Genomic DNA, 16,539 nt, shown 5'->3' on the forward strand with positions numbered 1-16,539 from the left:
CCATGGCCGCCGTGCTGGTTATTGAAGACAGTCCCATCATTCTGAAAATTCTCGGCCACATGTTTCGCCGCACGCCGGAGTACGAAGCCGTGTTCTGTGCCTCGGCCGCCGAAGCCGAAATTCTGCTCGATAGCGCCGAGCACTTTGTCGCCGCGGTGGCCGACTTGCACCTGCCCGATGCCCCCAATGGCGAAGTGGTTGACCTGATCCTCAAGCACCGCGTGCCCTGCATTGTACTATCGGGCCTGCAGGACGAATCCCGCCGCGAAGAGCTGCTGCTTAAAGGCGTGGTGGACTACGTCTACAAAGAAAACCAGCAGTCTTACGACTATGTGTTCCACCTGCTGGGGCGACTCGAAAAAAACACCCATATCAAGATTCTGATCGCCGACGACTCAGCCCCAACCCGCAAGTTCATTGGCCAGTGTCTTAAAGCGCAGCGTTACCAACTGCTGGAGGCGGAAAACGGCAAGCAAGCGCTGCAGCTGCTCGAACAACACCCCGACACGCGCTTGCTGATTGCCGACTACAACATGCCGGAGATGGACGGCATCGCGCTGGTCAAACACCTGCGCCATGAGCAGAAACGCAAGAAGTTATCGATCATTGGTTTATCGGCCGAAAGCGAGGGTTTTCTCAGTGCGCGGTTTATCAAGCATGGCGCCGATGATTTTCTGCGCAAGCCCTTCTACCCCGAAGAACTTCATATCCGCGTAATGCACTGCCTAGAGCGCCAAGAGCTGATCGGCCAGCTGTATCAACTGGCGCATTGCGACAGCCTGACTGGGCTCTTCAATCGGCGGCACTTCTTTGCCAATGCGCCCGAGCTGCTGCTCAAAGCCCGCGAGCAAAACACACTGCCGTGTGTGGCCATGTTGGATATCGACCACTTTAAGCGCATCAATGATGACTTCGGCCACGATATCGGTGACGTAGCTTTGAAAGCCTTTGCTCGCTTACTGAAAGATAACTTCACCGGCTCACTGCTGGCCCGCTTGGGCGGCGAAGAGTTTGCCCTACTGGTCAGCGATCAAAACCCAGCCAGCCTCGCTGCCGAACTGGATGATCTGCGCGAACGCTGTGCCCAGTTGGTCTATGGCCCCACGGGCGTGCCAGAGCTGTCGTTTAGCGCGGGGCTTAGCGCGCAAGGTGAAGACATCGACGCCCTGTTAAAAGACGCCGATGAATGGCTATATCACGCCAAAGAAAGCGGCCGGGGGCGTTGCTGCTATTAAGCGTCAGCGCCGTGCAATACGGCGCTAAAACGCTATTCGCTTAGTGAGCGCTGACCTCGGCACGTGCAGCGCTCAACACCAACTGCACGCCTAAACCGACCAGCACCGCGCCCATCACCCGATCAAACCAATGCCCCATGCGGGCAAACCCGACGCGCACCCGCTGCTGGCTGAACAACAGCGCCACCATGGTGAACCACGCGCCGGTGGCTATCGCCAAATACAGGCCATAACCGCCCTGCACCCACAGCGGGGTTTCGTGACTAATCACTAAGGTGAACAACGAGAGGAAGAACAGCGTGGCCTTCGGGTTTAGGCCGTTGGTGATAAAGCCAATGCTGAAACTCTTCCACGCGCTGAGCTCGTGGGTGGCATGGGCCTTAATCTTCAGCCCTTCTGGGTCGGGCTTAGCGCGCAGCGCCTTGATGCCGATCCACACTAAATATGCAGCGGCTAAATACTTGAGCACGTTAAAGGCGACGATCGACTGCGAGACGATCAAACCGATACCCAGCAGCGAGTACGCCACATGCACCAGAATGCCAGCGCCCACACCCCACGCGGTGAACAACCCGGCGCGGCGACCTTGGCTGACGCTCTCACGCACCACCACGGCAAAGTCCGGGCCGGGGCTGGCCACTGCCAGCAGGTGTACGAGAGCTACGGTGAAAAATTCTGTCCAATACATGATTTGGCATCCCATGCGCTTGTGGTTACTGTGCCCAGTCTAAGGGATGCCCCTGCACCGCGTAAGCCCCGGAGTCACCATGCCCAACGCCGCCTTTCTTGATCTGGCCAGCCTCGATTTAGGCGATTTAGACCTCGCCCCCTTGCAGGCGCAATTCAACCTCACCTGCCACGCCAGCACCGCGCCCAATCAGGTTGTCGAACGCCTGCAAGGCATGCACACGGCGATCATTAATAAGGTTGTTCTCGACGCCGCCACACTGGCTCAGCTGCCAACCCTCGAGCAGATCCTGATCAGCGCCACCGGCAGCAACAATGTCGACCTGGACTATGCCCGCGCGCAGGGCATTTGCGTGCAGAACTGCCAAGGCTATGGCACCGGCTCGGTGGCCCAGCACACCCTGATGTTGCTGCTGAATCTGGCCACCCGTTTTAGCCAATATCAGCGCGACGTGCAGGCCGGGCGCTGGCAGCAAGCCAACAGCTTTTGCTTGCTCGACCACCCGATTGAAGAGCTGGCCGGTAAAACCCTCGGCATCTTGGGCTTCGGCGAACTCGGCCAAGCCGTGGGGCGTCTGGCCGAAGCCTTTGGCATGCGCGTACTGGTCGGCGCTTTGCCGGGCCGCGCACAAGCAGGCCGGCCAACGCTCAGCGAACTGCTGCCGCAGGTGGACTGCCTGACTCTGCACTGCCCGCTCACCGAGCAAACGCGCCACCTGATCGGCCCCAACGAACTGGCCTTGCTGCCGCGCGGCGCCTTGCTGGTCAACTGCGGGCGCGGTGGACTAGTCGACGAACAGGCGCTAGTCGCCGCGCTAGACAGCGGTCACTTGGGCGGCGCGGCCTGCGATGTGCTGAGCGTCGAGCCACCGCGTGACGGCAATCCGCTGTTGGCCTGCCAACACCCCAATCTGATCATCACCCCGCACAATGCCTGGGGCAGTCGTCAGGCGCGGCAGACTATCGTGCAACAGTTGGCTGAGAATGCCGCCGGGTTTGCCAGCGGCGCAGCACCGCGTCGCTTGGTGTAAGCTCGCGCTTTTTTCCGGAGGCCGTTATGGACCCGCGCAGTCAGGTATTGCTTCGTCAGCCGCACCTTTTTACCGAGCAACCCCTGCTGCTGGCTGGCCTTCCGGCCGACGATTTACTCGGCCAACTAGCACAGGCCTATGGCTGGAGCTGGCATGCCGGCGAAGCCCAGAGCCTTAGCAGCCGCTTTGCTGAGCGCCTGCATTACGGCGCCGACTGCCCTGCCGTACCATTCACCGGTGTCGTGCTGTTTTTACCCAAGGCGCGCGAGCAAGTGGACTACCTCGTCGCCCAGCTGGCCAGCCGCTTAAGCGCCGGTGCGCTGTTTTATCTGGTCGGTGAAAAACGCGCCGGCATTGAGCGCGCCGCCAAACAGCTCAACGTGCTGGGCAAACCTCTTAAGCTCGACAGCGCGCGGCACTGCCAGCTCTGGCAAGTCAGCCTTGAGCAAGTGCCGAAAGCCCCGCAACACGCGTGGCAAACTTGGCCGCTTAGCGCCCGTCAGCAACCGTTAACCATTCACAGCCTGCCCGGTGTGTTTAGCCATGGCCGTTTAGATGTGGGCTCGGCGCTGCTACTGGAACACTTAGACGCCCTACCCGGCCACGACTGGCTCGATTACGGCTGCGGCGCCGGCGTGATTGGTGCGCACTTGGCGCAATTACACCCCAGCGCACAGCTCACTCTGCTGGATGTGGATGCCTTTGCCGTGGCCAGCAGCCAGCAAACCCTCGCCGCTAACCAGCTAAACAACGCGCAGGTGACTGCCGCCGCCAGCTTGGCGGATGTCGCCAGCCACAGTTTAGATGCGGTGATCAGCAATCCACCGTTTCACCAAGGCGTCGACACCCACTACCAGATCGCTCACGCGCTGATTCGCGATGCGCGCCGCGTGCTGCGTAAAGGTGGCGAGCTGCGCATCGTTGCCAATGACTTTTTGCGCTATCCGGCGCTGATCGAAGAACATTTCGGCCACTGCGAAACCCTCGCCCACGCGCGCGGCTTTAAAATTTACCGCGCGGTGTGCGCCGGCTGACGGCCTGCGCTTGCCTCGTCGCTTGGCGCGCGGCACAATGCGCGCCGTCCTGGGGGAGTAGTCGCTCTTACGAGGCCCGCGTCAACACACTTGGCCACCTGCCATGGCGCCGGCAACCGCACACCGCTGCGGCCTGACAAGACCCATGACATGGCACCTTTCACCCGGGGCGGGCAAGGTTGCTGTGTCATGCCGTGTCTGCTCGCCCCGCTTAGGTTAATCAATGGACGCCTTCCTGATCTCCACCGGCTTGGTCGCACTGGCCGAAATCGGTGACAAAACCCAACTCTTAGCCTTGCTGCTCGCCGCGCGTTTTAAGCGCCCCTGGCCGATTGTCGGCGGCATTTTAGTCGCGACTGTGCTTAACCATGCGGCGGCGGGTTGGTTGGGTACTTGGCTCAGCAGCCAAGTCAGCGAGTTCTGGCTGAACCTAGCACTGGCACTGTGTTTTGCTGTGGTGGCCGGCTGGACGCTGATTCCTGACAAGCTCGACGACGAACCCGGCCTCATGGAGCGCTACGGGGCGTTCTTCGCCACGCTGGTGGCGTTCTTTATTGCCGAGATGGGCGACAAAACCCAAGTCGCCACGGTGATGCTCGCCGCGCAATACGACAGTCTGTTCTGGGTGATCGCCGGCACCACCGTGGGCATGTTGCTGGCCAATGTGCCGGTGATCTGGTTGGGCAATCGCGCCGCCAATACGCTGCCGCTGACGTGGATTCGCCGCGCTGCAGCGGCTTTCTTCGCGGTCATGGCCAGCTACGCCCTGTGGCGTGCATTTTTGCTGAGCTAACCGAGCACGCCGCTGTGCACTAGGCTTACCACTGGCTGTAAGCCTTTTGCCATGCACTGGGCAAGCTTTTGCGCAGCCAAACAAAAGCGTGAACTCTGTCACATTGCTCTTTTGGCCGCGTGATAGCCTTCACACTCTTGCACGCAGTCGGCAACGGAGTGTCCGTTTATGCAACTCGAAGAGCTCAAGCGCATCACGCGTCAGCACATCGACCTGTCATGGAACAAAGGCCATCTGGCCTTGGTTGAACAACGGCATGCGCTGAACTTCCAATATAAAAGTTCCTTTGTGGGTCACCCGCTCGATACCGCCGGCTATCAGGCCTTGGTCGTGGAGATTCGCGACGCCATGACCGATCTGCATGTCGAGATCGAAGACATCATTGCGGAAAACCGCACTGTGGTGACTTGGTCGACCTTCATGGGCACGATCGCCAAACCGGCCTTGGGCTACCCCGCCAGCGACAAGCTGCTGTCCATTTCTGCGATGGCCTTCTGGCGTTACAGCCCGGCCGGCAAGCTGGAAGAACTCTGCACCCTGTTTGATATGGAAAGCTTTCGCGCCCAGCTCGGCCTGCAAATGCGCCCCAGCGCAGAAATCGCCCTGCCTTAACGGCGCCGCGCGGTAAAAAAAACGCGCCTACGGCTTAACCGTGGCGCGTTTTTTTGCGGCAGCGTTTAGCCAGCGCAGGCGTTATTCCTGAGCAGCCTGATACAAAGGCAACACCTGCGGCAACGCTGCTTCGATCCCTTGCATACGGGTGAGGAAAGCCGGATGTGTGCTCATATACTCCGGCCGTTGTTGCGAGCCCATCTTCTGCCACAGCGTCAATGCCGCACGCGGGTCGTAACCGGCACGCGCGGCTAACTCCAAGCCAATCAAGTCGGCTTCTTTTTCGTTGGTGCGGATGTTAGAAATGGCCCTCGAGTGATGCGCCAGTGTCTTGGCCAATGCCATCGTGTCCTGCCCCAAGCCCAGCAAGGCAGCGACGGCACTTTCCCCCATCGACAAGCCATTAGCCTCAGGCATTGCTTCGCGACCATGCTCACGCAGCTCACGAGCGATCAGGTGACCAACCACCGCCGCTAACTCGTCATCGCTCAAACTAAGCTTATCGAACAACCCCGAATAGAGCAGAATCTTGCCGCCAGAGCCGTAGCTGGCATTCACCTCTGGCGCATCGACCAGATTAATCTCCCACGCCCAGCTCGGCGCGTCGTCACGGAAGTGCCCTACCTGCGCAATCAAACGCTTAGAGACCGCATTTAAGCGCTGCACCAGTTCGGGTCGAGAGTTCAGCACACGCTGCTGCTGGGCTTGTTGCAGGGTTTGCCGATACCACTGCGCGTACCTCTGATCAACCTCTTGCGCCGACAGCATGCTTTGTTGACGGTCTACCCCCACCGCACCGGCGCGCGTGGTTTGCACCGTTTGACACCCGGCCAGCACCAGAGCCAGCAAGGCCGGCAACGCCATCACAAAACGCATCTGCTGATTCCTCTGCGAAAAGCGCGCAGTGTAGTCAGCTGCCCTGCGGCCAGCAATGTACATAACTTGCACACTGCCGAGTTTGTGACTTTGCTTAAAACAGCGCGGCGGCAGAGCACCGCCCTTTAGTTTTTTGCCATGGCGGCCGATACGGATCTGGTCAGCCCCTGCCTGCTAACTGGAGCCCGTTGATGAAACTCAGTTCCGTGCAATACACCATTGCAGCCCTCGCTGGGCTTCTGGTGCTCGCTGTGACCGCCACGATGGTGGGGTTCTCGCTGTATACCAGCAAGCATGCTGAAGAATTCGTGCACAACAGTGCCGAACCTATGGTGCAGGCGCAGTTGCAACAGCGCCTAGCCGCCTTGGCAGACGCCCGCGCGCAGGAAATTCGCCGCGTGCTGGAAGAGCCACTGGCTGTCTCGCGCGGGCTAGCGCAAGTCAATGCGCTGATGGGCACGCAGGACGACGCTGGCAACACACTCGTGGCCATGAGCCGCGAAGAACTGAGCACCCTGATCAAACAAACCACCGCCAATAACCCCACCTTGCTGGGCACCTATATTGGCTGGGAGCCCAACGCCATCGACGGCTTGGATGAAACCTACGCCGGCATCAACGACAACGGCTACAACGGCACTGGCCGCTATCTGACGTGGTGGTACCGCAATGCCGATGGCAGCTTAGGCATAGACTCCATCGGCAGTACCGACAGTGAAAAACTGCTGCCTACCGGCGTGCGCGAAGGCGAATACTACCTGTGCCCGAAAGAGCGCAAAAAAGAATGCGTGATCGACCCCGCCCCCTACGAAGTAGGCGGCAAAATGACCATGCTTGCCTCGTTTACCGTGCCCATTTTAGTCGGTGGCAATTTTCAGGGCATTGCCGGGGTCGATCTAGCACTGAACTTCATTCAAGACATGCTGGTGAAGGCCAATGCCGAGCTGTACAACGGCAAAGGCAACATGATGCTGATCGCCACCAACGGCGGCCTAGTTGCGTACACCAAAGATGCCGCCAAGCTTGGCGCACAGGCATCGACTGTGATGGATGCCAACGAACTGGCCAATGTGCAACAACTGCAACCAGGGCAAAGCTTTATTGATGTCGACGAAGAGCACGACCATATCGAAGTGTTCCGCCCATTCCAGATTGGCCAAAGCGATGCGCGCTGGGTGCTGATGCTGCAAATCCCCCTCAGCGAAGTGAACGCGGAGCTGACTCAGTTCAGCGAAGCGCTGGCTAGCCAGAATGCCCAAGACAATACCTTTATGTTGTTGGTTGGCCTTGGCGTAGCGGCCATTGGCTTGGTTTTTGTGTGGATCACCGCCTTAGGCATCGCTCGCCCGCTGCGCAATATGGTTAACGTGCTGCACGTGATGAGCCGCGGCGAAGCCGACCTAACCCAGCGCTTAGATACCAGCCGTAAAGACGAACTGGGTGCCATTGGCCAGGGTTTCAATGCTTTCCTCGCCCGCCTGCAAAACATGGTCGGCGAGGTGGTCTCCGCCTCGCAAAAATTCAGCGATGCCTCGGAGCACACCGCCGACAACGCCATTCAAACCAACCAAGGCGTGCAGAAGCAACGTCACGGTATCGAGCAAGTGGCCGCCGCTGTGCACGAAATGGCCGCCACCGCGCAAGAAGTCGCGCGTAATGCCAGCAACGCCGCCAATGCCGCGGCGCGTGCCGACAGCGCCGCCAGCCAAGGGCATGGCGTGGTGCAAGGTAACGTGAATGCAATCCGCAACTTGGCCGATGAAATGACCAAAGCGGTCAGCGCCGTGCAAACCTTGGCCAAAGACAGCGAAAACATTAATGCCATTCTGGTCACCATTCGCTCCATTGCCGAACAGACCAACCTCTTGGCGCTCAACGCGGCTATCGAAGCGGCGCGCGCTGGCGAACAAGGCCGTGGCTTCGCCGTGGTTGCCGATGAAGTGCGTAACTTGGCGCAGAAAACCCAGCAGGCCACCGAAGAAATCCAGCAAATGATCGAGCAGCTGCAAACCGGCACGCGGCAAGTGGTGGCAGTGATGGAAAGCGGCCAGAGCCGCTCGTCGAGCAGTGTTGAGCAAGCGGCTAAAGCGGCTGATGCACTAAACCAAATCACTCAGGCAGTCGCCGAGATCAACGAGGTCAACACGCAGATCGCCGCTGCCGCCGAAGAGCAAAGCGCAGTCGCCGAAGAGATCAACCGCAACGTAATGCAAATTGGCCAAGTGGCCGAGGAAGTGGCGCGCGGCGCCGACGAAGCCACCGAAGCCAGCACCCAGCTAACCCGCCTCGCCGAACAACAGCGCCGCCTGATCAATCAGTTCAAGGTGTAAAGGTTTAGCTCACACGAAAAGGCCCAGCATCACGCTGGGCCTTTTTTTGGCTTGCAATGCGCTCGCCGCTCAAGCCCTCAAGCCATCCAGGGCCCTTCGACCGGCAGCAGGTTACTGGGCTCACAGGGCTCGGGGGTCGCGCTGAGGTACTCATCAATCAGCTGGCGCGCCAAGCGTGCGTCTTCATCGGGCACCATCAAACCCAGTAAGCCCATGGCGGGCAATTCACCCATCGCACCGAGTAAGTCTGCACCCAACAAGCGCACGGTAAAACCACGTTGTTGCAGCATACCCAATAGCAGCTGCGCCTCGAGTAAATCGGCCGGTTCGTAGATTCGCTGCATCAGTCATCCTCGCGCCGTAGCTCAACAGTCCATGCACTGCCGTCATCCGCCACCCACAGCGCCACCTGCATCGGCTGGCAACACACACTGCAGTCTTCAGTGTAGTCCTGCGCGCCGCCGCTGACGTCCAACACCAGTTCAATCGGTTCGCCGCAATACGAGCAATAAGCTGAAGATGTCTCAAGCATGCGCTTGCCTTGTGTGACTTTGGTTTAACATGGCCGGTCTATTGGAGCTCTACTTTTAACTTAGCAAACCCAGGGAGCAGTTGGCATGGCGGTCGATTTTGAGGCAATTCGCCCCTACCACGATCACGAAGTAGCCCCCGTGCTGCAACGCCTGCTGCGCGACGAAGCCTTTTTGCAAACCCTCGCGCGCTACCGTTTTCCGCGCTTAACCGATTACTGTGCGCCGCTCCTGCGTCGCCTGATTGCTTGGCGCTTAGGTCGCGAAGTGCGTGGTATTGACTCCGTCGCCGCGTTGCAAGAGCGCATCGAGCCGTACGTCGACCGCGTGGTTGAGCGCGCCACGGCGGGCATCAGCTACAGCGGGCTCGAGCAACTCGACGACCAGCAGGCCTACCTCTATTTAGCCAACCACCGCGACATCGTGATGGACCCGGCTTTCGTCAACTACGCCGTGTACCACGCCGGGCTACCCACGCCACGCATTGCGATTGGCGATAACCTGCTGCAAAAGCCGTTTGTCAGCGATCTGATGCGGCTGAACAAGAGCTTTATCGTGCACCGCTCAATCACCAACCGACGCGAAAAGCTCAGCGCCTTTCAAACCCTCTCGGCGTATATCAACCACTCGATTGCCGAAGGCCATTCGATTTGGATTGCCCAAGCCGAAGGCCGCGCCAAAGACGGCGACGACGCCACCGATGCGGCGATTCTGAAAATGTTCCACATGAGCCGCAAAGACCAACCCTTTGCCGAGGTGATTGGCAGCCTGAACCTAGTTCCGGTGTCGATCAGCTACGAATACGACCCCTGCGACGTGGCCAAAGCCCGCGAGCTAGAAACCCGCGCCCGCACCGGCAGCTACCACAAACAAGCCGGCGAAGACGATCACAGCATTGCCCTCGGTATTACCGGGCATAAAGGCCGCGTGCACTTGGCCTTCAACCGTTTAAACGGGGCCGACTACGCGGATGCCAAAGCACTGGCGCAAGCCTGCGACCAACTGATTCTCGGTCACTACAAACTATTTCCCGTGCATTACTTAGCGTGGGAGCGATGGGCCGAGCGCGACGCGGCATTGCCTGTCCCCAGCGCTGCCAGCCTGTTTAGCGCCAGCGAGTTGGCCGCCGCCGAGCAAGAATTAGGCAAACGCCTAGCCCAATGCAGCGCCGCGGAACAGCCGTTTTTACTGATGCAATACGCCACCCCGGTGCGCAATCAATACCGCCTTCAGCAAAACCGCTAGGCAACAAAAAAGGGCATCCTTCGATGCCCTTTTTTAATCGCCGCGCCGCGTTACAAATAAGTACTCAGCACGCTCAAGCCTAAGCCCAGCGCCAGCGACACTGCACCAAAGCCGTAGAAGAATCGGTTCAGGCGCTGCTTGTCGCCATCGGCCATGTACACCAAGCCGCGGCTTTCCACTAAAGCCTGCAGGCGGTCGGCCTGATATTCACGCCACTGGGTAGCCAGCCACAGCCAGCTGCCGGCCACGGCAAAAAACAATGCCAAGCCGTTAACCACTTGATTGGGATAGCTTTGCAGAAGACTCCAAAACACCTGCAACGACATGACTTGCCCCACTTGCCCCATGGCTTTCACAAAAGGCGCGCAGTCTAACGAGGGAAATTAGGCAACTCTACCTAGAACCATATAATTCCGACGAACGATGACCATAGAGTCAATCGATCTAAAAATGTCAGCAAATCGTCACCAAAAAGGACTACGTTTGTAAGTGGGAATTCTTCTCAACCTGCACGGAGCACCACCATGCTACTCACAGAAATGTTGGATCGTGACTACCTGATTGACCATCTGGAAGAAGTGGAAGCGGTTGTCGATGAGCTGTCGTTCAATGTTCAGGACGAACATTGGTTAGTTTATTGCGCCATGGGCGGACATGAACACTACGACCTTCCCGATATCGATGAACGTACGGGCCAAGCACCTGCACAGGTTTACTCACAGGCGGCCTAGGCGTTTTACAAGCAACAAAAAGCCCAGCATCTGCTGGGCTTTTTGTTGCTGCGAAAGCGCTTTACTGACTAAGGATCTGACCGATGGTCTGATCTTGGAACATGCGCTCCAGCGAAGCGTTCAGCACTTCGGTGACTAAACGGCTGTTGGCCGGCACATTTGGCGCCGAACCAAAGCGATGGCTGCTGGAAGCACTGTAGCGGCCGTTATAACGACGTGTGGCGTTTTGCACATCAGCGCGCAAGGTCGCCGTGATGTCAGCTTGGGTGACCATCAGGCTGCCGTCTTTAGGGCTGAGGTATTTGATGTCAGCAACCGTCACGGTCAGCTGCGGCGCGTTATAGGCGTTGGCCGAAGGGGTAAAGCCCAACAGACGTACCGCCACTTCAACCTGCTGTTGCAACTTGGGCAGCAAGTCGTTGCCGTTAACACTAATGGTGCTGCTATCGGGGTACACGCCGCCACGGGTGCCAATCACCGGCGAAGAGCGTCCATCAACCACGCGGACTACCACCGGTTGGCCTTGGCCCACTGGGGCAATACTGTTGCCGTTCAGTTCTGGTTGCAGCGTCAGCTGCTGCGGGCTGAGTGCGCAACCACCCAGCGCCAAACTGGCCATCAGCAAAAATGCGCTAACAATACGGTGCTTCATGCTTCCCCCTGTTCGTTTCATGGCTCGTTAAGCGCCTTGCGTAAGGTAAAGGCGCCACGGAGTTGGCCGGCAGTATACCCACGCGCTTTATCTTGCGGGTAGCGCGCATCCAGAATCTGGCTAATTTCCGCCGTTAACGACTCGCCATGACAGGCCAAGCACGGTTTACCCACCACAATGGCTTGCATGTAGCGAAACTCGCCGCCCTCTTGTTGGCTGGCAAATAGCGCGGCCGGTTTTTCTCCTTGCTCTAGGCGCTTGGCAAACGCTAACAACTGCGCCAGCTCCCACTCATCCGGGGCATTGTTGGGGTTACGCAGCTTTAGCGACGTGCGCCCCACCTGCCAACCTTTGCGGGCAAATTGCTCCGCCAGCGAGGGGGCCAAATGCTGACAATGCTGGATAGCCTCAACCGGCCCGCCTTCTTGCAAAGACGCCGTCAGACTGGACTTAAGCGACAACATAAAGGCCTCGGTGATGTCTTGCGCCTCTGCCTCTAGCGGCGTTTGTGCCGCAACAGCGTTTGCCGCCAAAGCCAAGGTTAAAACTGCCAGCGCTTTCATGCCTGTCTCCCTGCAGCCTCGGCTGCGTCTGCGGTTTATCCCAGCCAAGCATGCCAAGGCTAGCCAACCGAGGTGCTGACCCAGATCAAGCGTCATCACAGTGTCATCGCCGCGGCATTAAATGGCCTGGCTGCCCCCTTGGAGAAAGCTGTCATGTTGTCGTTCTTTCTGCAGGCTCTACTGCCACCACGTAAACGCTTTGCCCAGCTGGATGAACAGGGCCTGTGCGTGGCCATCGTGACCGTTCATCGCGCCCCACAACAGGGCCGTTTCATCGCCCTCAAAGCTGACCAGTCAGTCACCCTCGGACAACGCCTAACGCAGCATTCATGCGCCTTGCAGCCGCATGGCAAAAATACCGCTTGGCGCCTGCGCTTCTCGTGAAAAAGTCGTAGAGGCTAGTTAAATTCCGCTGATGTACCGGTATAATCGCGCCCCGGCTAACGACGAGGACATCTCCTGCCATGCTTAGCCGCACGGGTAAGCCCCGGCTGCCCCGCTAGCTGCAGAGAGCTGCTTCCTTGCGCCCCAGGCAATGCGCCAAGCAATACACTTGGCCCCTGAGGGACTGCCCAGATTTCGCCCCATAATAAGTGCTCACGCAAAACGGACGCGTCACCCACGCCCCGTTGGCCTGCGCACACTACAACCCCAAGGGCGGTCGTTTCTGACCCGGAAACGACATAACGGTTTTTTCACCTTCACGAGAGAGTGGCAAGCGATGGCGCATAACGAGAATCAAACGGTGGATGTGATGCTGGTCGGCGCCGGCATTATGAGCACCACCTTGGCGGTTCTGCTCAAAGAGCTCGACCCCAAGCTGACCCTAGAAATTGCCGAGCTGCGCTCTACCGGCGCGGTAGAAAGCTCTAACCCTTGGAACAACGCGGGCACTGGCCACGCTGGCTTGTGCGAGCTGAACTACACACCCGACAACGGCGGCAAAATCGACATCGCCAAAGCCCTGCACATCAATACGCAATTCGAAGTTTCTAAGCAGTTCTGGGCCTACCTGACTGACAAAGAAGGCTTCGGCGAGCCACGCAACTTTATCAACCCCGTACCGCACATGAGCTTTGTGCGCGGCGAGAGCGATATCGACTTCTTAAAGCGCCGCCACAGCGCGCTGATCGAAAGCCATGCCTTTGCAGACATGGTGATCAGCGAAGACCGCGAACAACTCGCTAAGTGGATGCCGCTGACTATGCCCGGCCGCGCCGCCGAGGAAAAAGTCGCTGCCACTTATTACGAGAAAGGCACCGACGTAAACTTCGGCGCTGTCACCCAGCAGATGCTTGCCTACCTCTCCAAGCAAGACGGCTCGCTGGTGACCTACAACCAAAAAGTCACCGACCTGCAGCGCGAAGGCGACCTGTGGCGTGTGTCGATCAAGTGCACCAGCACCGGCGAGAAGCGCACCGTGAAAGCCCGCTTCGTGTTCCTCGGTGCCGGTGGCGGCGCGCTGCCGCTGCTGCAGATGTCGGGCATCCCCGAGAGCAAAGGCTTCGGCGGCTTCCCAGTGAGCGGCATGTGGCTGCGCTGCGACAAGCCCGAGGTGGTCAACCAGCATCAAGCCAAGGTGTATAGCCAAGCCGAAGTGGGCGCACCGCCGATGTCGGTACCGCACTTGGATACCCGCGTGGTGGATGGCCAAACCTCGCTGCTGTTCGGCCCGTTTGCCGGCTTCTCGACCAAGTTCCTGCGTCACGGCTCGTTTATGGACCTGCCCCTGTCGGTGCGTGCCAATAACTTGAAGCCGATGCTGTCGGTGGCCCGCGACAACATGGACCTGACTCGCTACCTGATCAAAGAAGTGATGCAGTCCACCGAAGAGCGCGTACAAGCGCTGCGCAAGTTCTACCCCGAAGCACGCAACGAAGACTGGCGCCTAGAGCTGGCCGGCCAGCGCGTACAAATCATCAAGAAAGACCCGAAAAAAGGCGGCATTCTGCAGTTCGGCACTGAACTGGTGTCATCGCAAGACGGCAGCATCGCCGCCCTGCTGGGCGCCTCGCCGGGCGCCTCGGTGACCGTGTCGGTGATGTTGGAGCTGCTGGAGCGCTGCTTCGGCGAGCAGTTCAAGTCAGCCGCTTGGCAAGCCAAGCTGGCCGAAATCGTGCCTGCCCGCGAAGAGGCCCTGAAAGCCGACGGTGACTTGTATCGCAAGATCACCGCACAGACTTGGAGCACCCTCAAGCTCGACGCCTAAACGCCGATAGCTTAAGCACTGGCAGTCTCCCCCCGACTTCAGTGCCAACAAAAAGCCCGCACATCACAGTGCGGGCTTTTTGTTAGTAGCGAGCGCTAAGGGGTTAATTCACCCCAATCACCCGGCTCACGCCATTTACGCTGTTAATCCGTACGCGCTGACCAACGCGGAATACTTCGCCCTCATTAACTTGCTGCACGTAGGCGCGGGTTTGCCCTTCGTCTTCGCGCACGGTGATTTCCACACCTTGAGTGCGGGTCAAGCCTTCTTCAGCCGCTGCGCCCAACAAACCACCCGCTACAGCACCAATCACGGCAGCCACATAGCTGCCCTTACCGCCACCGACCGTGCTGCCGGCAATCCCGCCGACCGCGCCACCGGCGATGGTGCCGACCGGGCTCTTCGTGCCTTCAATCTGTACCGGACGCAGCGCTTCGATGGTGCCCATGCGTACCACTTGCGGTACACGCGCTTCATCACGGCTGTAGGTGTCGCCGGTCAAGTTGGAAGCACAGCCACCGAGTAACAGGCTGACGCCCAAAATCACTGCGCCAAGAAACTTTGCCGGTACCATCGTTGTCTCCTTATCAGACTTCTGCAATCGTGTATTGGACAGCCTTAGCGCCCAAGCGTTCGAACCTATGTATCTAGAGTACTTCATCATTATCGTTACCACAGCCGCAGGGCTGTATTTCCACTGGTGGCTGTATGTGCGCATCCAGCGCTGGATCACCCGCGACACCGTGCGCGCCTTAGCCGCTGGCGACGCCGCAAAACTGGCTTTTCTAGAACAGCAATTGAGCGCCGCCCAACAGCAGGGCCTGCGCGGTAAGCGGCTGCACAGCCACTTACAAGACATCGCCACCCACTACCGTGCGGACACCCTGTAATGCGTTATCTCTTCCCTGTGCTTAGTTTAGTCGTTAGCACCAGCGTGCATGCCGGCGCGCTCAACGATTGCTACGACCGCGTCGATACCCGCCCTGCGGTCAGCCAGTGCTTAAGCCAACGCTTAGACACGGCTCAGCAAGAACACACCGCACTGGCCAGCGCCGCACTGAATGAGGCGCGCTCGCTGGATGGCGTTACCGATGGCCGGCACCGCGCGGTGCAGCGTTTTCAGCAAGCGGAAAGCGCCTTCAACCAATACCGCCAAGACTTTTGCAGCTACACCCAAGCCTTACTGGCCTCGGGCAATGGCGCCGAACAAGCGGCCTTGGCCTGCTTGATTGACCTCACCGAAGCGCACACCCAGCGCCTGCGTAATCGTTAAACCACGCCAGCGCTGCGCTGACAGCAAACTACGGCGCTAACCGCTCACGCAGCCATACGCCGGCCTCTTGCCGATAGCGCAGACGATCATGCAGACGACTGGCACGCCCCTGCCAAAATTCCACCGCCTGCGGCACTAAACGGTAGCCGCCCCAGAACGGCGGGCGCGTTGGTTCGCTATCCTGCCAGCGCGCTTGCGCCTCAGCCACGCGCTGCTCAAGCTCATCGCGCGAGGTAATCACTTGGCTTTGCGGCGACGCCCAAGCGCCGATGCGGCTACCTAACGGACGCACGGCATAGTAGGCATCCGACTCGGCAGCAGTGACGCGCTCCACTACGCCGGTAATGCGCACTTGTCGCTCCATCGCCGGCCAAAAGAAGGTCATCGCCGCCTTAGGGTTGTGCGCCAGTTGCTGACCTTTGGCGCTGTCGTAATTGCCAAAGAACACAAAGCCTTGCTCATCCAAGCCTTTGAGCAGCAACACGCGACTGTGCGGCTGCCCTTCGGCATCGCAGGTAGACAGCTGCATGGCATTGGCCTCGACCGGCGCCTGCTCGATCTCTACCGCTTCAGCCAACCAGCGACGGAATAACGCCAAGGGCTCATCCGGCACCTGATGCTCGCTTAAGCCATCGCGGGTGTAGTCTCGGCGCATATCGGCGAGTTTGTCAGACATTACTCGTTCTCCTAGCTCGTTAGACGCAGCCTAGCGCAAGCCAGCTGAACCTAAGCTGACCC

Annotated in this window: 21 protein-coding genes; 12 read left to right on the top strand and 9 right to left on the bottom strand. The window is 59.0% G+C overall.

Features of this window, described 5'->3' with window-relative positions:
* The first annotated feature begins 2 nt into the window (after positions 1 to 2).
* Positions 3 to 1,235, top strand: coding sequence for a diguanylate cyclase (locus tag BMX80_RS15085; RefSeq protein ID WP_074870086.1), 1,233 nt, complete (start codon positions 3 to 5; stop codon positions 1,233 to 1,235).
* 40 nt (positions 1,236 to 1,275) lie between these two features.
* Here the strand turns inward: BMX80_RS15085 and BMX80_RS15090 are convergent, their stop codons facing one another.
* Positions 1,276 to 1,923, bottom strand: a complete 648-nt coding sequence (locus BMX80_RS15090) for a LysE family translocator (protein ID WP_074870088.1) — start codon at positions 1,921 to 1,923, stop codon at positions 1,276 to 1,278.
* Between the two features lie 79 nt (positions 1,924 to 2,002).
* Here BMX80_RS15090 and BMX80_RS15095 point away from each other — a divergent pair, with 79 nt between their 5' ends.
* From BMX80_RS15095 to BMX80_RS15110, 4 genes are all read left to right on the top strand, one after another.
* Entirely contained in the window at positions 2,003 to 2,953 is a 951-nt protein-coding gene (locus tag BMX80_RS15095) for a 2-hydroxyacid dehydrogenase (RefSeq protein ID WP_074870093.1), read from the top strand.
* 26 nt (positions 2,954 to 2,979) lie between these two features.
* Positions 2,980 to 3,987 carry a class I SAM-dependent methyltransferase gene (locus BMX80_RS15100; RefSeq protein WP_074870096.1) on the top strand — a complete coding sequence of 336 codons (1,008 nt, stop codon included), beginning with the start codon at positions 2,980 to 2,982 and terminating at the stop codon, positions 3,985 to 3,987.
* Positions 3,988 to 4,210: 223 nt separating this feature from the next.
* Positions 4,211 to 4,780 carry a TMEM165/GDT1 family protein gene (locus BMX80_RS15105; protein ID WP_074870098.1) on the top strand — a complete coding sequence of 190 codons (570 nt, stop codon included), beginning with the start codon at positions 4,211 to 4,213 and terminating at the stop codon, positions 4,778 to 4,780.
* Positions 4,781 to 4,948: 168 nt separating this feature from the next.
* Positions 4,949 to 5,392 carry an ester cyclase gene (locus BMX80_RS15110; protein WP_071872821.1) on the top strand — a complete coding sequence of 148 codons (444 nt, stop codon included), beginning with the start codon at positions 4,949 to 4,951 and terminating at the stop codon, positions 5,390 to 5,392.
* Positions 5,393 to 5,473: 81 nt separating this feature from the next.
* Here BMX80_RS15110 and BMX80_RS15115 read toward each other — a convergent pair whose 3' ends face one another.
* The gene (locus BMX80_RS15115) at positions 5,474 to 6,268 is read right to left on the bottom strand and encodes a M48 family metallopeptidase (RefSeq protein WP_074870101.1); all 795 of its coding nucleotides are present in this window, start codon (positions 6,266 to 6,268) and stop codon (positions 5,474 to 5,476) included.
* Positions 6,269 to 6,459: 191 nt separating this feature from the next.
* On the opposite strand from BMX80_RS15115, the gene BMX80_RS15120 reads away from it, so the two are divergent.
* Positions 6,460 to 8,598 carry a methyl-accepting chemotaxis protein gene (locus BMX80_RS15120; protein ID WP_074870104.1) on the top strand — a complete coding sequence of 713 codons (2,139 nt, stop codon included), beginning with the start codon at positions 6,460 to 6,462 and terminating at the stop codon, positions 8,596 to 8,598.
* Between the two features lie 77 nt (positions 8,599 to 8,675).
* Here the strand turns inward: BMX80_RS15120 and BMX80_RS15125 are convergent, their stop codons facing one another.
* Both BMX80_RS15125 and BMX80_RS15130 read right to left on the bottom strand, forming a co-directional pair.
* Complete coding sequence (locus tag BMX80_RS15125; protein WP_074870106.1) at positions 8,676 to 8,942, bottom strand: putative signal transducing protein; 267 nt, start codon at positions 8,940 to 8,942, stop codon at positions 8,676 to 8,678.
* The gene (locus tag BMX80_RS15130; protein WP_074870109.1) at positions 8,942 to 9,130 is read right to left on the bottom strand and encodes a CPXCG motif-containing cysteine-rich protein; all 189 of its coding nucleotides are present in this window, start codon (positions 9,128 to 9,130) and stop codon (positions 8,942 to 8,944) included. The genes BMX80_RS15125 and BMX80_RS15130 overlap by 1 nt, the downstream gene beginning before the upstream one ends.
* Before the next feature lie 85 nt (positions 9,131 to 9,215).
* On the opposite strand from BMX80_RS15130, the gene BMX80_RS15135 reads away from it, so the two are divergent.
* The gene (locus BMX80_RS15135) at positions 9,216 to 10,373 is read left to right on the top strand and encodes a 1-acyl-sn-glycerol-3-phosphate acyltransferase (RefSeq protein ID WP_074870112.1); all 1,158 of its coding nucleotides are present in this window, start codon (positions 9,216 to 9,218) and stop codon (positions 10,371 to 10,373) included.
* A 50-nt stretch (positions 10,374 to 10,423) separates the two neighbouring features.
* Here BMX80_RS15135 and BMX80_RS15140 read toward each other — a convergent pair whose 3' ends face one another.
* Positions 10,424 to 10,699: a hypothetical protein gene (locus tag BMX80_RS15140; RefSeq protein ID WP_071872869.1), complete on the bottom strand. Its 276-nt coding sequence runs from the start codon at positions 10,697 to 10,699 to the stop codon at positions 10,424 to 10,426.
* A gap of 198 nt (positions 10,700 to 10,897) precedes the next feature.
* On the opposite strand from BMX80_RS15140, the gene BMX80_RS15145 reads away from it, so the two are divergent.
* Positions 10,898 to 11,104, top strand: coding sequence for a hypothetical protein (locus BMX80_RS15145; protein ID WP_071872826.1), 207 nt, complete (start codon positions 10,898 to 10,900; stop codon positions 11,102 to 11,104).
* A 61-nt stretch (positions 11,105 to 11,165) separates the two neighbouring features.
* Here BMX80_RS15145 and BMX80_RS15150 read toward each other — a convergent pair whose 3' ends face one another.
* Positions 11,166 to 11,756 (bottom strand): YajG family lipoprotein, encoded by a 591-nt coding sequence (locus tag BMX80_RS15150; protein WP_074870114.1) that lies wholly within the window; start codon positions 11,754 to 11,756, stop codon positions 11,166 to 11,168.
* Between the two features lie 17 nt (positions 11,757 to 11,773).
* Positions 11,774 to 12,319 carry a Tll0287-like domain-containing protein gene (locus tag BMX80_RS15155; protein WP_074870117.1) on the bottom strand — a complete coding sequence of 182 codons (546 nt, stop codon included), beginning with the start codon at positions 12,317 to 12,319 and terminating at the stop codon, positions 11,774 to 11,776.
* A gap of 72 nt (positions 12,320 to 12,391) precedes the next feature.
* Here BMX80_RS15155 and BMX80_RS15160 point away from each other — a divergent pair, with 72 nt between their 5' ends.
* The gene (locus BMX80_RS15160; RefSeq protein ID WP_074870120.1) at positions 12,392 to 12,703 is read left to right on the top strand and encodes a hypothetical protein; all 312 of its coding nucleotides are present in this window, start codon (positions 12,392 to 12,394) and stop codon (positions 12,701 to 12,703) included.
* Positions 12,704 to 13,040: 337 nt separating this feature from the next.
* On the top strand, positions 13,041 to 14,528 hold the full coding sequence (gene mqo / locus BMX80_RS15165) for a malate dehydrogenase (quinone) (RefSeq protein WP_071872830.1): 1,488 nt from the start codon (positions 13,041 to 13,043) through the stop codon (positions 14,526 to 14,528).
* Between the two features lie 103 nt (positions 14,529 to 14,631).
* On the opposite strand, the gene BMX80_RS15170 is transcribed toward mqo, so the two are convergent.
* The gene (locus BMX80_RS15170; RefSeq protein ID WP_071872831.1) at positions 14,632 to 15,102 is read right to left on the bottom strand and encodes an outer membrane lipoprotein; all 471 of its coding nucleotides are present in this window, start codon (positions 15,100 to 15,102) and stop codon (positions 14,632 to 14,634) included.
* 67 nt (positions 15,103 to 15,169) lie between these two features.
* On the opposite strand from BMX80_RS15170, the gene BMX80_RS15175 reads away from it, so the two are divergent.
* Together BMX80_RS15175 and BMX80_RS15180 are read left to right on the top strand one after the other, a co-directional pair.
* Positions 15,170 to 15,418, top strand: coding sequence for a hypothetical protein (locus tag BMX80_RS15175; RefSeq protein WP_071872832.1), 249 nt, complete (start codon positions 15,170 to 15,172; stop codon positions 15,416 to 15,418).
* Positions 15,418 to 15,801 (top strand): lysozyme inhibitor LprI family protein, encoded by a 384-nt coding sequence (locus BMX80_RS15180; protein WP_074870122.1) that lies wholly within the window; start codon positions 15,418 to 15,420, stop codon positions 15,799 to 15,801. The genes BMX80_RS15175 and BMX80_RS15180 overlap by 1 nt, the downstream gene beginning before the upstream one ends.
* Before the next feature lie 28 nt (positions 15,802 to 15,829).
* On the opposite strand, the gene pdxH is transcribed toward BMX80_RS15180, so the two are convergent.
* On the bottom strand, positions 15,830 to 16,477 hold the full coding sequence (pdxH, locus tag BMX80_RS15185) for a pyridoxamine 5'-phosphate oxidase (protein WP_074870124.1): 648 nt from the start codon (positions 16,475 to 16,477) through the stop codon (positions 15,830 to 15,832).
* Positions 16,478 to 16,539: the final 62 nt, after the last annotated feature.

Source organism: Atopomonas hussainii, from assembly GCF_900109735.1.
Taxonomy (GTDB): Bacteria; Pseudomonadota; Gammaproteobacteria; order Pseudomonadales; family Pseudomonadaceae; genus Atopomonas; species Atopomonas hussainii.

What these genes read in the sequence shown, in the direction of transcription:
- BMX80_RS15085 (WP_074870086.1), top strand. Translation starts at nt 3, where the DNA reads ATGGCCGCCGTGCTGGTTATTGAAGACAGTCCCATCATTCTGAAAATT.
- BMX80_RS15090 (WP_074870088.1), bottom strand. Translation starts at nt 1,923, where the DNA reads ATGTATTGGACAGAATTTTTCACCGTAGCTCTCGTACACCTGCTGGCA.
- BMX80_RS15095 (WP_074870093.1), top strand. Translation starts at nt 2,003, where the DNA reads ATGCCCAACGCCGCCTTTCTTGATCTGGCCAGCCTCGATTTAGGCGAT.
- BMX80_RS15100 (WP_074870096.1), top strand. Translation starts at nt 2,980, where the DNA reads ATGGACCCGCGCAGTCAGGTATTGCTTCGTCAGCCGCACCTTTTTACC.
- BMX80_RS15105 (WP_074870098.1), top strand. Translation starts at nt 4,211, where the DNA reads ATGGACGCCTTCCTGATCTCCACCGGCTTGGTCGCACTGGCCGAAATC.
- BMX80_RS15110 (WP_071872821.1), top strand. Translation starts at nt 4,949, where the DNA reads ATGCAACTCGAAGAGCTCAAGCGCATCACGCGTCAGCACATCGACCTG.
- BMX80_RS15115 (WP_074870101.1), bottom strand. Translation starts at nt 6,268, where the DNA reads ATGCGTTTTGTGATGGCGTTGCCGGCCTTGCTGGCTCTGGTGCTGGCC.
- BMX80_RS15120 (WP_074870104.1), top strand. Translation starts at nt 6,460, where the DNA reads ATGAAACTCAGTTCCGTGCAATACACCATTGCAGCCCTCGCTGGGCTT.
- BMX80_RS15125 (WP_074870106.1), bottom strand. Translation starts at nt 8,942, where the DNA reads ATGCAGCGAATCTACGAACCGGCCGATTTACTCGAGGCGCAGCTGCTA.
- BMX80_RS15130 (WP_074870109.1), bottom strand. Translation starts at nt 9,130, where the DNA reads ATGCTTGAGACATCTTCAGCTTATTGCTCGTATTGCGGCGAACCGATT.
- BMX80_RS15135 (WP_074870112.1), top strand. Translation starts at nt 9,216, where the DNA reads ATGGCGGTCGATTTTGAGGCAATTCGCCCCTACCACGATCACGAAGTA.
- BMX80_RS15140 (WP_071872869.1), bottom strand. Translation starts at nt 10,699, where the DNA reads ATGTCGTTGCAGGTGTTTTGGAGTCTTCTGCAAAGCTATCCCAATCAA.
- BMX80_RS15145 (WP_071872826.1), top strand. Translation starts at nt 10,898, where the DNA reads ATGCTACTCACAGAAATGTTGGATCGTGACTACCTGATTGACCATCTG.
- BMX80_RS15150 (WP_074870114.1), bottom strand. Translation starts at nt 11,756, where the DNA reads ATGAAGCACCGTATTGTTAGCGCATTTTTGCTGATGGCCAGTTTGGCG.
- BMX80_RS15155 (WP_074870117.1), bottom strand. Translation starts at nt 12,319, where the DNA reads ATGAAAGCGCTGGCAGTTTTAACCTTGGCTTTGGCGGCAAACGCTGTT.
- mqo (WP_071872830.1), top strand. Translation starts at nt 13,041, where the DNA reads ATGGCGCATAACGAGAATCAAACGGTGGATGTGATGCTGGTCGGCGCC.
- BMX80_RS15170 (WP_071872831.1), bottom strand. Translation starts at nt 15,102, where the DNA reads ATGGTACCGGCAAAGTTTCTTGGCGCAGTGATTTTGGGCGTCAGCCTG.
- BMX80_RS15175 (WP_071872832.1), top strand. Translation starts at nt 15,170, where the DNA reads ATGTATCTAGAGTACTTCATCATTATCGTTACCACAGCCGCAGGGCTG.
- BMX80_RS15180 (WP_074870122.1), top strand. Translation starts at nt 15,418, where the DNA reads ATGCGTTATCTCTTCCCTGTGCTTAGTTTAGTCGTTAGCACCAGCGTG.
- pdxH (WP_074870124.1), bottom strand. Translation starts at nt 16,477, where the DNA reads ATGTCTGACAAACTCGCCGATATGCGCCGAGACTACACCCGCGATGGC.